Origin of the sequence: Paraburkholderia sp. (assembly GCF_035656215.1) — a bacterium.
In the GTDB taxonomy this organism is placed as follows: domain Bacteria; phylum Pseudomonadota; class Gammaproteobacteria; order Burkholderiales; family Burkholderiaceae; genus Paraburkholderia.
The window spans coordinates 20,546-35,539 of record NZ_DASRSY010000370.1; the positions used below are offsets into that span (position 1 = coordinate 20,546).

Consider the following 14,994-nt stretch of genomic DNA (forward strand, 5'->3'; position numbering starts at 1 on the left):
GCTTCCCCTAAATACGACTTAACGCAACTTGAGCGTGGACAAACCGAACAGGCACAACATCAACGTGATGATCCAGAAACGCACCACCACCTGCGTTTCCTTCCAGCCCGACAATTCAAAATGGTGATGCAGCGGCGCCATCTTGAAGAGACGCCGCCCTTCGCCGAAGCGGCGCTTGGTGAACTTGAACCACGTAACCTGCAGCATCACGGAGAGCGTCTCCGCGACGAAAATGCCGCCCATGATGAAGAGCACGATTTCCTGACGCACGATCACCGCGACCGTGCCGAGCGCGCCGCCCAGCGCCAATGCGCCGACGTCGCCCATGAACATCTGCGCCGGGTGCGTGTTGAACCAGAGGAACGCGAGCCCCGCCCCGCCCATCGCCGAACAGAAGATCAGCAACTCGCCCGCACCGGCGATATGCGGAAACAACAGGTACTTCGAATAGACCGAACTACCCATCACATAAGCGAACACGCCGAGCGATGCGCCGACCAGCACGACCGGCATGATCACGAGACCGTCGAGACCGTCAGTAAGATTCACCGCGTTGCTCGAACCGACGATCACCAGATACGTCAGCACGATGAAGCCCCACACGCCGAGCGGATAGCTGATCGATTTGACGAACGGCAGCATCAGGTCGGCGCGCGCCGGCAAGCCCATCGACAAACCGCTGCGCACCCACGCCATGAACAGGTCGAACACGCGTACGTTGCTCGCTTCGGAAACGCTGAACGCGAGATAGACCGCCGCGAACAGACCGATCACCGACTGCCAGAAATACTTTTCACGCGACGACATTCCGCGCGGGTCCTTGTAGACCACCTTGCGGTAATCGTCGACCCAACCGATCACGCCGAAGCCAAACGTGACGAGCATCACGATCCAGATGAAACGGTTGGTCAGATCGGCCCACAACAACGTCGACACGGCAATGCCGAGCAGAATCAGCACTCCGCCCATCGTCGGCGTACCGGATTTGACGAGGTGCGATTGCGGACCGTCTTTACGAACGGCCTGGCCGACCTTCATCGCGGTCAGCTTGCGGATCACCGCCGGGCCGCAGACGAGCCCGATCAGCAGCGCGGTAATGGTGGCCATCACCGCACGGAAAGTCAGATAACTGAACACGCGCAAGAAGCTTGCGTCATTCTGCAGCCATTGCGCCAGCGCCAGTAGCATGCTTCGGTCCTTCTATTTCAATGTGCAGCGGGCGTATTGCCCGCTGCGTTGGGTTGTGGACTCGTTACGGCGTCCACCACGCGCTCCATTTGCATGAAGCGCGAGCCTTTCACGAGAAGCGTTGCAGCAGCGCCGAAACCCGCTTGCTGCAATTGCGCGACCAGCGTGCCGACATCGGCGACGTGATGCGCGCCCGCGCCATACGCGGTGCAGGCGTCGCGCGAAGCGTCGCCCATGGCGTACAACGCGTCGAGACCGCGTTCTTTGGCGTAGGCACCGATTTCGCGGTGAAACGCCGGGCCGTTGTCGCCGACTTCGCCCATGTCGCCCATCACCAGCACGCGCGGCGATTCGCGCGACGCGAGCACGTCGATCGCTGCGCGCATCGAGTCGGGATTCGCGTTGTAGGTGTCGTCGATCACGGTTGCACCAGCGAGAGTTCCGAGCGCGGCGTGCTTCACCTGCAAGCGGCCTTTCACTGCACCGAACGATTCGAGACCGCGCTTGATTGCCTCGAGCGGAACGCCTGCGGCGAGCGCAGCCGAAGTCGCGGCCAACGCGTTGTGCGCGTTGTGGTTGCCGAGCACTTGCAGCGTGACGTCGACTTGGCCTGCCGGCGTATCGATGCTCAGTACGTTGCCCGTGAACGTGCCGGTTACTGCGGCTTCGGTCACGCGCTCGACGGTGTTCAAAGCGAAGTCGACGATACGACTGCCTGTTGCCGCGACGCGCCAGATGCTCGCGTAAGCGTCGTCTGCCGGGAACACGGCGACACCTTCCGGCGTGAGCGCGTGAATCACGCTCGCATGTTCGAGCGCGACGGCTTCGACCGTCGCCATGAATTCCTGATGCTCGCGCTGTGCGTTGTTCACCACCGCGACCGTCGGCTCGGCGATCTTCGCGAGCAGGGAGGTTTCACCCGGATGGTTCATGCCGAGCTCGACCACCGCCAGTTGATGCGCGGCGCGCAGACGGAACAACGTGAGCGGTAAGCCGATATCGTTGTTGAAGTTGCCGGCCGTCGCGAGGCGTGCGTCCGCGCCAACCGCAGCGGCGAAGATCGACGCGATCATTTCCTTGACCGTCGTCTTGCCGTTGCTGCCCGTCACGGCGACGAGCGGCATGCTGAACTGGCGACGCCAGCCACGTGCGAGTGCGCCGAGCGCGACACGCGTATCGGCCACACGCAACGCGGGCACGTGCCAGTCTCCTGGCGTGCGCGTCACCAGCGCTGCCGCGACGTTGCGCGACGCGACTTCCGGCAGGAAGTCGTGCGCGTCGAAACGGTCGCCCTTGATCGCGACGAACAGATCGCCCGGACCAGCGCTACGGCTATCAGTCGAAACGCGTTCGAACGTGACGCTGTCGTCACCCAGCACGGCCGCGCCCGGGATCAGCGCGGCGGCTTCACGCAGCGAGAACATCGCGACACCTCGCCGGGTCATTCGCCACCTCCGCGTGCGTGCGTCGCCCGCGCGGCAAGCGCAAGGCGAGCGTGGTCCTGATCGGAGAAAGCGCGTTTCTTACCCATGATTTCCTGTGTTGCCTCATGCCCCTTGCCGGCCAGCACGATGACGTCTTCGCGTGCGGCGCTGCGGATCGCTTGCAGGATCGCGCTCGCGCGGTCCTCGATGCGGCGCGCCTTCGATGCGTCTTTCATGCCTGCGGCGATCTGCTCGATGATCGACTGCGGATCTTCGCTGCGCGGGTTGTCGCTCGTCACGACCACACCGTCAGCGATCTTCTCGGCGATCGCACCCATCAGCGGACGCTTGGTCGCGTCGCGGTCGCCGCCGCAGCCAAACATGCAGATCAGTTCGCCGCCTCGCGCAGCCGCCATCGGGCGCAGGGCTTCGAGTGTCTTTTCCAGCGCGTCCGGCGTGTGCGCGTAATCGATCACGACGAGCGGCTCGTCGTTCTGCAGACGGCCGCCGAGACGTTGCATGCGGCCGTTTACCGGCTCGAGCTTCGCGAGTTCGGCGAGCGCCGCGTTAAACGGCACGTCGGCGGCGAGCAATCCGCCGAGTACGCCGAGCAGATTACTGACGTTGAATGCGCCGAGCGTTTGCACCTCGACTTCGGCGTTGCCCCAGTCGGACGTGGTCAGGTGAAACGCGGTGCCAGTCGCGGTAGCACGTATGTTCGACGCGAGTAGCAACGCGTCGGCTTGCGGCGCGTCTTTCAGCGTCTCGTCGAGACCGTACGCGATCGTACGGGCGTGGCCTTGCGTGCTGGCAAGCAGACGGCGGCCAGCGGCATCGTCGCGATTAATCACCGCCGCGCGCAATTCCGGCCACGCGAACAACTGCGCCTTCGCGCCTTCGTAGGCTTCGAACGTGCTGTGATAGTCGAGGTGGTCTTGCGTGAGATTCGTGAACACGGCGATGTCGAACGCCGTGCCGTTCACGCGGCCTTGATGCAGCGCGTGCGACGACACTTCCATCGCCACCGCTTGAGCACCCGCATCGCGCAACTGCGCGAGACTGCGTTGCAGTTGCGGGGCGTCAGGCGTCGTGAAACCGGTGTGTACGAGTTGACCCGGCAGACCTGTGCCGAGCGTGCCGATGATCGCGCAACGTTTGCCGAGCGCGGTCAGCGCCGCGGAAATCCACTGGCTACACGAAGTCTTGCCGTTGGTGCCGGTGATGCCAAGCGCCAACATGCCGTCGCTCGGATCGTTATACCAGGCGCTCGCAATCGAACCGGCGAGTTCGTTCAACGCCGGTACAGCCAGCGTCGTGGACGGATCGATCGCGTCGCTAAAGCCTTCGGGCTGGACGAGTACGGCTGCTGCGCCACGCTCGATCGCGCTGTTAATGAACGGACGGTTGTCCGCGCCGTCGACCGCATAGGCAAAGAACGCGTCCCCGGCCGCGATCGAGCGCGTATCGGCGTGCAGATGCGCGCCTGGCTGCACGCGAGCGTGCAGCCAGTTGAGTGCGGCGGCGATCTGCCGGTGCGCCGGATGCTTCTTACGCAGCGCGCTCATCGCACAACTCCAGGATGGCTTCTCGCATTGGCGGAGATCGTCATCTTCTTCGCGCCACTGCTGGTGGACAGTTTCTTGGCCGCCCCGGGCGAGGGCGGTGCGCCCGGCGCGGCAGGCGCCGAATCGTCCGATACGACCATCTGTTTGACCGGCATGTCCGGCGGCACATTCAGCGAGCGCAGCGTATCGCCGACGATCGCCGAGAACACCGGACCGGACACCTGACCGCCGAAGTGGCTGCCCGCCGTCGGTTCGTCGACCGACACGGCCACGACGATGCGCGGATTCGGCATCGGCGCCATGCCGACGAACGAAGCGCGGTACTTGGAGTGGTCGTAACCGTGAGCCCCGTGCTTGTATGCGGTACCGCTCTTGCCGCCGACGCGATAGCCCGGCACGGCCGCATCCGGCGACGTGCCGCCCGGCGCCGTGACGGTTTCGAGCATGGCGCGCACTTCGCGAGCGGTGGTGGGCGCGAAAATTTGCGGCCCCGTTGCCGGCTGATCGCTCGGCGTACGGAAAATCGACACCGGCATGATCTCGCCGTCATGCGCGATCGCGGTGTACGCACGGCCCAACTGGAACAGCGACACCGACAAGCCGTAGCCGTACGACATGGTCGCCTGCTCGATGCGCCGCCAGCTCTTCCACGGACGCAGACGGCCGGCCGCCGCGCCTGGGAAGCCGACCTTCGGCGCCTGGCCGAGACCGATGCTGGTGTACATGTTCCACATCTCTTCGGGCTTGAGCTGCATGGCGATCTTCGTCGCGCCGATGTTGCTCGACTTCTGGATCACGCCACCCACCGTCAGCACGCCGAACGCGCTGTCGTCGGTAATCGGCGCACCGTCGAGCACAAAGCGGCCCGGCCCCGTATCTACCAGTGTAGTCGGCGTCACGCGGTGCAGGTCGAGCGCAAGCGACACCGTGAACGGCTTCATGATCGAACCCGGCTCGAAGGTGTCCGTGAGAATGCGGTTGCGCAGTTGATCGCCCGTGAGGTGCGAACGGTCGTTCGGGTTGTACGTCGGGTAGTTAACCAACGCCAGCACCTCGCCGGTCCGCACGTCGATCACCATCGCCGCACCGGCCTTCGCCTTGAATTTCTCGACGGCCGCTTTCAGGTTCGTGTAAGCGATGTACTGGATCTTGCTGTCGATCGAGAGATCGACGTCCTGGCCGTTATGCGGCACGACTTGCTCGTCCACATCTTCGATGATGTGGCCCATGCGGTCCTTAATGACGCGGCGGCTGCCCGACATGCCGGCCAGCAACTTCTGGTCGCCGAGTTCGACGCCTTCCTGGCCTTCGTCTTCCACATTGGTAAAGCCGATCAGGTGAGCCGTGATCTCGCCTTCCGGATAGAAGCGCTTGTACTCGTCGCGCGCATAAATGCCGGGGATGTCCAGTGCGGTGACTTTCGCGGCGACGTCGACCGGCACCTGGCGCTTCACGTAGACGAAGTTCTTGTCTTCGGAGAGCTTGGTGCGCAACTCCTTGTTCGTCATGCCGAGCAGCTTGCCGAGCTGGTTCAGCTTGTCGGCGCCGAGGTCGTCCGGCACCGAGTCTGGAATCGCCCAAATGGCGCGCACCGGCAGACTCGTGGCGAGCACGAGGCCGTTGCGGTCGAGAATCTTGCCGCGCGTGGCCGGCAGTTCAAGGCGGCGCTGGTAACGGATTTCACCCTGCTTCTGATAGAAGGCGTTGCCGGGCCCCTGAATCCAGAAGGCGCGCGCGGTCAGCGCGACAAACGCCATAAACAGCATGAACACGACGAGTTTCGAGCGCCACATGGGCAGGCGCACCAACAGGATCGGGTTCGCCGAAAAGGCGACGCTTTTGCGAGTCGACGATTTTTTCATCGGACGCCTCCGCGACCGGTCGCAACTGGCGCCGAGGCCGGGCCGGAAGTAGGGATCGGCGCGTCCTCAGCCTTGGCTGCGCCCGGGTCGAGCGTCAGGTACTGGGTGCGGCCGGTCGTGACCGCCTGCATCTTCAGGGAATCCGTGGCGATCTGCTCGATGCGCGAGGTTTTCGACAACGCGCTCTGCTGATATTGAAGCTGTGAATAATCCTGCTGCAGCTGGCGCTCCTGCGATTGAGCGCGCTGCAACTGGATAAATATCTGACGCTGCTGATTGGTTGCGTTGACGACAGACAAAGCGCAACCCATCACGATCATCAGCAGGAAGATATTAAGGCGGTTCATGGTGCAATCCGCTCCGCCACACGCATCACGGCAGAACGGGCGCGCGGGTTCGCGGCGACTTCAGCGTCGCTGGCGAACACGCGGCCGATGATTTTGAGCGGAGGGCTCGGCAGATCGACTGCGCGAATCGGCAGACGGCGATCCACCGTCGGCGTAGTGGCGTGCGCCTGCATGAATCGTTTGACGATCCGGTCCTCGAGCGAATGAAAGCTGATGACCACCAGCCGCCCCCCTTGCTCCAACAGCGACAACGCTGCTTCTAAAACGACTTGCAGCTCCGCAAGCTCTTGATTGATGTGAATCCGTATAGCTTGAAAGGTGCGGGTTGCCGGATCCTTGCCCTTCTCACGGGTTTTGACGACGTTAGCCACGATTTGGGCAAGCTCGCCCGTGCTGACGAGAGGCCCAAGACGGTCGGACTCTGCCCGGCGAGCAACAAGCGCCTTTGCAATCTGAAAAGCAAACCGTTCTTCCCCATAATCTCGTATCACCTCCGTCAGTTCCTGCACCGTGGCCCGCGCCAGCCAGTCAGCAGCGGACTCGCCGCGCGTCGGGTCCATCCGCATGTCGAGCGGGCCGTCGGCGCGGAAACTGAAACCCCGCTCCGGATCGTCGACTTGCGGCGACGACACGCCCAGATCCAATAAAACGCCCGACACCCGCCCTACTCCGCGCTCCGCAATCGCGTCACGCAGTGAAGCAAAACTCTCATGCACGATGCCAAAGCGTGGATCGGCAATCTGCTGAGCCGTGGCGATGGCGAGCGGGTCTTTGTCGAACGCAATCAGGCGCCCCGATTCACCCAGCTTCTCCAGCACCAATCGGCTATGACCGCCGCGCCCGAACGTACCGTCTACATAAACGCCGTCCGCGCGCGTAACCAGCGCTTCGACCGCTTCTTCCAGCAGCACCGTGCGATGCTGCAATTCGTTTCTCATCGCAGGTGCCATATATGTAGTCCGCGATCAGAACGTGAAATTCTTTAACGCTTCGGGCATGCCCTCGGCGATCGCTGCCTGTTCCTTTGCTGCGTAAATTTGTGCGTCCCACAACTCAAAGTGACGACCCATGCCGAGCAAGGTCACTTCTTTCTCTAGCGAGCCGGCCGCGCGCAATTCAGGCGATACGAGCACGCGGCCCGCGCCGTCCATATCGACGTCCATGGCGTTGCCGAGAAAAATGCGCTTCCACCAGGCCGCGTTCATAGGCAGCTTGTCGACCTTGTCGCGGAAGATCTCCCATTCCGGGCGCGGAAAGAGCAACAGGCAGCCGTCCGGGTGCTTGGTGATCGTCACCCGGCCCTCTGCCTGTGTTTGCAGCGCATCCCGATAGCGAGAGGGAATAGACATCCGCCCTTTCGCATCGAGCGTCAGCGCCGACGCCCCTTGGAACACTTCGCTCTCCTTTGTCGACCAGAGTTAGCGCTTCATCTGCCGGCCCGAGTCAGCGCTTTAGCGCTTACCCCGGCCCCATGCAGAGCACTTACCCCGGTTCCATGCAACTTGGTTGCTCGCGGCGTTTTTGCGCCGGCTGCCCGATTCGTGAAAATCTACCCGAAACTGCCCGTGAGATCACACAAAAATACACTTTCTCACACTGTCTCCCACTTTAGAGTAACGCTAAACAGGGGTCAAGGGAGATACGCGCTTTTCGAGCGAATTTTGTTTGTTAGAACAAGGACTTAGCGCGACTCCTTCACGTCAGACATAAAACGGAAAACCGTTATAAATGAATGAGCTAGTGAAACTTGTGAAGGTGATACGTGAAAAGTACGAGGGAAAGTCGCGGAATGTAAGAGATCGTGAAGCGGGATTGGGAGGTGTTTGCTGGCGTTCCGGGTATTTCGGTCAGACGGCGCGCGAAGCGCCGTCCCACTCTCAGACTGTGCTTGAGCAGACGTCTCGAACTTATATGTAATAGGCAGTGCGTGTCATGACTTTCGATATCGCCCGCATCAGCGCGCGAGCAGGAAACGGCAACTCGACGCCGCCTGCGTCCATGGCGGATTTACCGTGCTCCGCTTCGTCCACGCGCATCTGTTCGACGATCGCACGCGACTGGCGGTCGGCCGCGGGTAACTGATCCAGATGGCTATCCAGATGCTGCTCGACCTGACGCTCAGTTTCGGCCATAAAGCCCAGACTCACCCGATCACCAAAGCGGCCTGCCGCGAGGCCAATTGCCAACGCACCTGTATACCAGAGCGGGTTCAACAAACTTGGACGCGAATCGAGCGCCTCGAGGCGTTTGGCGGTCCACGCCAGATGGTCCTCTTCTTCTATGGCAGCGTGATTAAACACAGCCCGCAAAGACGGCGACCTGGTCACGAGTTTCTGAGCCTGGTAAAGCGCCTGGGCGCACACCTCGCCGACATGGTTCACACGCATCAAGCCGGCCGCATGCGCGCGTTCCGCCGGGGAGAGCTCGGCAGGCTCCGCCGCCGATTCTTGCGGAACTGGCAACGGACGACTCATCCGCGACACGCCAGTCATTGAGCGTAAACCCCGATCAAACTCGCTAATTAACTCGTCCAGAAACATTCAGCACTCCCTGATTCGACAACCGCCTTGTCACGCCGGAAGGTCCGCGTGACAAGGCTTTGCAAGGCAAAACCGGCGTTCCGCGAACCGCGAATTCGGGCGAATCCAGCGGCCAATTCTGGATTTTAGACCATGTTGCGTAAACGAAACAGGAACCGTCCTGGCCGTCTCCTTTTTCTTTGTGGCATGTATGCCTTTTGTTACATTACGTGCAACTTCTCGCGAAGTTGGACCTGCAAGGCCTCAACGCTACATAAATATTCGCCTTGTACAAAAGATTCGTAATCCTTGGAGATCATTCGATGAAAAAGTCGCTTCTCGCTCTCGCAGCACTGGGCGCATTCGCAGGCGTCGCACATGCTCAGAGCAGCGTGACCCTGTACGGTATCATTGACGAAGGCTTCAACATCAACACCAACTCGGGTGGCAAGCACCTGTACAACCTGTCCAGCGGCGTCATGCAAGGCTCGCGTTTCGGCCTGCGCGGCACGGAAGATCTGGGCGGCGGTCTGAAGGCAATCTTCGTGATCGAAAACGGCTTTGACGTGAACAACGGCAAGCTGGGTCAAGGCGGCCTGATGTTCGGTCGTCAAGCTTACGTCGGTCTGTCGAGCCAGCTCGGCACGGTCACGCTGGGTCGTCAATACGACTCCGTCGTCGACTACGTCGGTCCGCTGGAAGCCGGTGACCAATGGGGCGGCTACATCGCTGCTCACCCGGGTGACATCGACAACTTCAACAACGCGTACCGCACCAACAACACGGTCAAGTACACGAGCGCAAACTACGGCGGCCTGACGTTCGGCGGCACGTACAGCTTCGGCGGCGTTGCTGGCAACGTTACGTCGAACCAGATCTGGTCGTTGGGCGCTGGCTACAACAACGGTCCGTTGGTCTTGGGCGTCGGCTACTTGAACGCGCGCACCCCGGCAGCATCGGGCGGCCTGTTCAACAACGGCGGCACGGCCTCGACGAACGCGGGTGCCCTCTCGAACTTCGCTGTGACGTCGCCGGTCTATGCCGGCTTCGCCTCGGCTAACACGTACCAGGTGATCGGTGCAGGCGGCGCATACACGTTCGGCGCAGCAACGATCGGTGCGACGTACTCGAACATCCGCTTCGGCAACCTGGGGGCTTCGTTCACGTCGCCGTTCAAGGGTCAGACGGCTACGTTCAACAACGCCGAACTCAACTTCAAGTATCAGTTGACCCCGGCATTGCTGGTCGGCGCAGCGTATGACTACACGCGCGGCGCGGAAATCAATGGCGCATCGCGTGCTCAGTACCACCAAGGCTCGCTCGGCGTGGACTACTTCCTGTCCAAGCGTACCGACGTGTACGTGATTGGTGTGTATCAACACGCTCTGGGCGAAACGCTGAGCGCAACGGGTGTTACGGTCAACGCAACGGCTGGCATCAACGGCCTGACGGGTTCTTCGAACCAGAACCAACTCGCGGCTCGCGTCGGCATTCGCCACAAGTTCTAATAAGTCGTAATAAAGCAGTCTGCCTCAAAGGCGCCTTCGGGCGCCTTTTTTTATGGGCCGCGCGGCGCGCACGTCGACTGGTTGGAGTGGAAACGACGGGCCAAAGAGAAAGGCCCAGCAGACTTTCATCTGCCGGGCCTTTCTCTTTCTGTCCTGCAATGCGTTACTTCTAGTCGGCTTTGATCTGGGCGTTGGACTGGATGCGCGTGATACGCCTATGCCCGGCCGTCACGCAACTCGCGACGCAGAATCTTACCGACATTGCTCTTGGGCAACTCAGTCCGGAATTCGACGATCTTCGGCCGCTTGTAGCCGGTCAACTGTTGTTTGCAATACACGAAGATGTCCGCATCGGTAAGCGCCGGGTCTTTCTTCACGACGAACAGCTTCACCGCTTCGCCCGAATGCTGATCCGGCACGCCGACTGCGGCGACTTCGAATACACCCGGCAGCTTGGCGACCACGTCCTCGATTTCGTTCGGATAGACGTTGAAGCCAGAGACCAGAATCATGTCCTTCTTCCGGTCGACAATTTTGACGAAGCCGCTTTCGTTCATCAAACCGATGTCGCCCGATTTGAAGAAGCCATCCGGCGTCATGACCTTGGCCGTTTCGTCCGGACGGTTCCAGTAGCCAGCCATCACCTGCGGGCCGCGGATGCAGATTTCCCCCGGCTGGCCGAGCGGCACCTCATTGTCTTCATCGTCGCGAATCGAGATTTCCGTCGACGGCAGCGGCAAACCGATCGTGCCGCTATATTCCGTGACGGTGACCGGATTGCAGGTGACGCACGGCGACGTCTCCGACAGACCATAGCCCTCGATGATCGGCGTATGCGTATGCTCGAACCAGCGTTTAGCGACGGCTTCCTGCACCGCCATACCGCCGCCGTTGGCCGCGATCAGCTTCGAAAAATCGAGTTTGTGGAAGTCGGGGCTATTCAGCATCGCGTTGTACAGCGTGTTGACGGCGGGAATCGTTGTGATCGGATAGCCTTCCAACGCCTTGATCATGCCGGGGATGTCGCGCGGATTTGGAATCAGCACGCCGAGGCCGCCGGTACGGATCGTCAGAAGTCCGCAAACCGTCAGCGCAAAGACGTGATAAAGCGGCAACGCGACAACAGTGATGAACTGATCGATGTCCGTGCGGTTAGCGCGAACCGGATCGAGCCAGACTTCCGACTGCAGCACATTGGCGATCAGATTCCGATGCAGGAGCGTCGCGCCCTTGGCCACGCCCGTCGTGCCGCCCGTGTACTGTAGAAATGCGACGTCGTCCGGACCTTGCTGGACCGGTTTGAAACGCTGGCGAGCGCCCTCGGCGATCGCGGTGTTGAACTTGACGTGACCCGGCAGGCTCCACGCCGGCACCATCTTCTTCACGCGGCGCACGACGAAGTTCACCAGCGCGCCCTTCACGCCAATCAGATCGCCCATTGCGGCAACGACGACGTGCTTGACCGACGTATTGCGTACGATTGCCTGCAGCGTGACGGCGAAGTTTTCGAGCAGAATAATCGCTTCCGCGCCGCTGTCCTTGAGCTGATGCTCGAGCTCCCGCGGGGTGTAAAGCGGGTTCACATTCACAACGACGTAGCCAGCGCGCAAGATCGCCGCAATTGCCACCGGATATTGCAGCACGTTCGGCATCATGATCGCGATGCGTGCGCCGCGGGCAAGGCCCTTCGACTGAAACCACGCGGCCAGCTTGTGCGAAAGCGCGTCAAGCTCGCCGTAGCTGATCTCCTTACCCATGCAAACGAACGCCGGTTTGGCGCGGTGCTCGCGGAAGGCCTCTTCGAGCAGTTCGGCGACGGACGTATAGCGGGTCGGGTCGATCTCTGCGGGAACGCCGGGTGGATAAGATTTCAGCCAGATTTTGTCCATGCAGCGTCTCCTCCTTTATTTTCGAATGGTCGTGCTAAAAACGCATCGTAGCATGGGCACCCCTTTGCTATTCGCGAAAAGCGGCTGGGTTAGACTGCAGCCTCGAACCCGTTGAGGGCCGTAGCCGCGAGATTTTTGAGCATGTTTTCAGGCACGTTCGACTTCGACGAGGCAGTCGTAAAACGTGGCCGATCCGCCCAGATCGGTGAGCGCCTGGCTGGTGACCTGGTTGGCGTTGCGGCCGTCGGGCGCGAGTTTTTTCCACCAGATCGACAGGCCGACCACGAGCCCTTGACGTGCCTTGTCGGTGACACGAGCGCGCGCGTGCATCGACCCACGATCGTTGAATATGCGCACCTGATTGCCGTCGGCAATGCTTCGCTGCTGCGCGTCGGCCGGGTGGATGTCCAGGTGCGGCTCGCCTTCCGTCGAGCGCAGACTTTCGATGTTCACGAAGGTGCTGTTCAGGAAGTTACGGGCGGGCGGCGAGATCATCGCGAGCGGGTAACGGGCGGCAAGCTCGGGCGCACCGTCTGCGGATTCGTAAGGCGGCAGATAGTCCGGCAACGGATCGAGTCCTTGCTGCGCAAGGCGTTCGCTGAAGAACTCGCATTTGCCGGACGGTGTACGAAAGCCACCCTCAGCGAAAGGCGCGTCAGGCAGGTTCAGTTTTGCCCAGCCGGTTTTCTTTAGCGAGTCCCAGCTGACGCCTTGCAGCGTTGTATCGTTCCAGCGGAATGCCGACTGTGCGATAGCGTCGTCGCTATCGTAAAGCGCGGGCTCCTGAAGGCCCATGTGACGCGCGAGGCCGCGAAAGATCTCCGTGTTCGGGCGTGCATCGCCGATCGGCGCGATTGCCGGCAAGTTGACCATCACGTGCGTGTGTCCGTAGGACTTGTGCACGTCGAGGTGCTCGAGCTGTGTCGTGGCAGGCAAAAGCAGATCGGCATAGTCCGCGGTGTCGGTCTGAAAGTGCTCGAGCACGATTGTGAACAGGTCATCGCGCGCAAAACCTGCGGCGACCCGCTCCGAGTCCGGCGCGACCGCCACAGGATTCGAGTTATAGACGATGATCGCCTCGACTTTCGGGCCGAACGTTGCATCGCCCGGATGCAGCAACGCGTCGCCGATTGCGTTCATATTGATGACGCGCGATGGCTTCGCTGGCCAGCCCGGCATCAGGTCCGGGCGCTGCAACGCGTACGAATCTACCGGCGCCCATCCACCCGACGACAGCAACACACCGCCCGCCCGCTCGCGCCATGCGCCGGTCAATGAAGGCAGACAGGCGATTGCGCGCACGGCATTACCGCCGCCACGCACTCGCTGCAGGCCATAGTTCATCCGGATCGCGGCCTTTTTCGTGCTGCCGTAAAGGCGCGCGAGATCGACGATCACCTGCTCGTCGACACCACAAATTTGGGCGGCACGTGACGGCGGATAGCTGAGCGCACGGACCTTGAGTTCAGCGAATCCCAGCGTTTGGGCCGCGATGTAGGCATGATCGAGCAGGTTTTCCGCAATCAGGACATTGATCATGCCGAGCGCTAAAGCACCGTCGGTTCCGGGCTTCAGTGCAATGTGCTGGTGGCATTTTTCCGCCGTCAGTGACCGATACGGATCAATCGCGATCAACCGTGCACCGCGACGCTTCGCTTCCTGGACGCGTGTCCAGAAATGCAGGTTCGACGCGATGGGGTTCGAGCCCCAGATCAGAACGACCTCGCTCTCGGCAAAAAACTCTGTGAGCATGCCGAGGCTGGCGCCGTAGGTGTATTTCAGCCCTGCCGCACCGGCGGCCGCACAGATCGTGCGGTCTAATTGCGATGCGCCGAGTTTGTGAAAGAACCGCTGCGCAATACTGTCGCCCTGAACCAGACCCATCGTGCCCGCGTAGCTGTACGGCATGATGGCTTCTGGCGCCCGGTTCGCGATCTCCGACAGGCGTGCTGCGGCCAATTCGTACGCCTCATCCCAACTGATCGGCTCAAAACGGCCTTCGCCTTTGCGGCCGACGCGCTTCATCGGTGTCGTCAATCGATGCGGATGGTGCACCCGCTCGGCATAGCGACTGACTTTGGTACATAGCGCACCTTGAGTCGGAGGATGGTCGGGATCGCCGACGACCTTGATCGCCCGTCCGTTTTCGACGGTCACGCGCATCGCGCAGGTATCAGGGCAATCGTGCGGGCACACCGCGCGGGCGAATTCAGTCGGAGCATTCATCGGCGATCCGTCCAGGAGAGCGATAAGCGGTGAGGCGATCCCGGATTTTATTACGTCCGTTGCCCGTTGACCTGCGCGGTGCCGCCAAAAACGCCTTCGGCGTAGAATCGGTTATCAACGTGCCCGGGCGATATGGCCCCGAGCGATTCCACGCAAAGCAAAGCACAAGCGCACCATCATGAAACTGATCCCAGAAATCCAGGCCGCCCACGGCGAAATTCAGACCCTCCGCCGAACGATTCATGCACACCCTGAGCTGCGTTACGAAGAGACAGCCACAGCGGATCTGGTTGCCAGGACACTTGAGTCCTGGGGCATCGAAACTCATCGCGGATTAGGCAAAACGGGCGTAGTCGGCATATTGAAGCGCGGCAACGGATCGCGCTCGATCGGACTGCGCGCCGACATGGATGCGCTGCCGATCTCCGAGAGCACCGGCCTTCCCTATGCCAGCAAGGCGACGGCG

11 protein-coding genes and 1 pseudogene are annotated in these 14,994 nt (G+C 61.4%); 2 read left to right on the forward strand and 10 right to left on the reverse strand.

The window, feature by feature from the left end:
* Positions 1–18: 18 nt before the first annotated feature.
* The 8 genes from mraY to coq7 all read right to left on the reverse strand — a co-directional run bounded on the left by mraY (position 19) and on the right by coq7 (position 8,926).
* Positions 19–1,188, reverse strand: coding sequence for a phospho-N-acetylmuramoyl-pentapeptide-transferase (gene mraY, locus VFE81_RS21675; protein WP_325046560.1), 1,170 nt, complete (start codon positions 1,186–1,188; stop codon positions 19–21).
* 17 nt (positions 1,189–1,205) lie between these two features.
* The gene (locus VFE81_RS21680) at positions 1,206–2,633 is read right to left on the reverse strand and encodes a UDP-N-acetylmuramoyl-tripeptide--D-alanyl-D-alanine ligase (protein ID WP_325046561.1); all 1,428 of its coding nucleotides are present in this window, start codon (positions 2,631–2,633) and stop codon (positions 1,206–1,208) included.
* Positions 2,630–4,177, reverse strand: coding sequence for a UDP-N-acetylmuramoyl-L-alanyl-D-glutamate--2,6-diaminopimelate ligase (locus tag VFE81_RS21685; RefSeq protein ID WP_325046562.1), 1,548 nt, complete (start codon positions 4,175–4,177; stop codon positions 2,630–2,632). Before VFE81_RS21685 ends, VFE81_RS21680 begins: the two co-directional genes overlap by 4 nt.
* Positions 4,174–6,039, reverse strand: a complete 1,866-nt coding sequence (locus VFE81_RS21690; protein WP_325046563.1) for a penicillin-binding protein 2 — start codon at positions 6,037–6,039, stop codon at positions 4,174–4,176. Before VFE81_RS21690 ends, VFE81_RS21685 begins: the two co-directional genes overlap by 4 nt.
* The gene (ftsL, locus tag VFE81_RS21695; protein WP_325046564.1) at positions 6,036–6,386 is read right to left on the reverse strand and encodes a cell division protein FtsL; all 351 of its coding nucleotides are present in this window, start codon (positions 6,384–6,386) and stop codon (positions 6,036–6,038) included. The genes VFE81_RS21690 and ftsL overlap by 4 nt, the downstream gene beginning before the upstream one ends.
* Positions 6,383–7,336, reverse strand: a complete 954-nt coding sequence (rsmH, locus tag VFE81_RS21700) for a 16S rRNA (cytosine(1402)-N(4))-methyltransferase RsmH (RefSeq protein WP_325046565.1) — start codon at positions 7,334–7,336, stop codon at positions 6,383–6,385. The genes ftsL and rsmH overlap by 4 nt, the downstream gene beginning before the upstream one ends.
* 15 nt (positions 7,337–7,351) lie before the next feature.
* Positions 7,352–7,780 carry a division/cell wall cluster transcriptional repressor MraZ gene (mraZ, locus tag VFE81_RS21705; RefSeq protein ID WP_006053203.1) on the reverse strand — a complete coding sequence of 143 codons (429 nt, stop codon included), beginning with the start codon at positions 7,778–7,780 and terminating at the stop codon, positions 7,352–7,354.
* A gap of 513 nt (positions 7,781–8,293) precedes the next feature.
* On the reverse strand, positions 8,294–8,926 hold the full coding sequence (gene coq7 / locus VFE81_RS21710) for a 2-polyprenyl-3-methyl-6-methoxy-1,4-benzoquinone monooxygenase (RefSeq protein ID WP_325046566.1): 633 nt from the start codon (positions 8,924–8,926) through the stop codon (positions 8,294–8,296).
* Between the two features lie 302 nt (positions 8,927–9,228).
* Here coq7 and VFE81_RS21715 point away from each other — a divergent pair, with 302 nt between their 5' ends.
* Positions 9,229–10,413: a porin gene (locus VFE81_RS21715; protein ID WP_325046567.1), complete on the forward strand. Its 1,185-nt coding sequence runs from the start codon at positions 9,229–9,231 to the stop codon at positions 10,411–10,413.
* A gap of 215 nt (positions 10,414–10,628) precedes the next feature.
* Here VFE81_RS21715 and VFE81_RS21720 read toward each other — a convergent pair whose 3' ends face one another.
* Positions 10,629–12,302 carry a long-chain fatty acid--CoA ligase gene (locus tag VFE81_RS21720; RefSeq protein ID WP_325046568.1) on the reverse strand — a complete coding sequence of 558 codons (1,674 nt, stop codon included), beginning with the start codon at positions 12,300–12,302 and terminating at the stop codon, positions 10,629–10,631.
* Between the two features lie 147 nt (positions 12,303–12,449).
* Positions 12,450–14,528, reverse strand: coding sequence for a molybdopterin oxidoreductase family protein (locus tag VFE81_RS21725; protein WP_325046569.1), 2,079 nt, complete (start codon positions 14,526–14,528; stop codon positions 12,450–12,452).
* A 178-nt stretch (positions 14,529–14,706) separates the two neighbouring features.
* On the opposite strand from VFE81_RS21725, the pseudogene VFE81_RS21730 reads away from it, so the two are divergent.
* A pseudogene (locus VFE81_RS21730) lies at positions 14,707–14,994 on the forward strand (amidohydrolase); the annotation flags it as partial.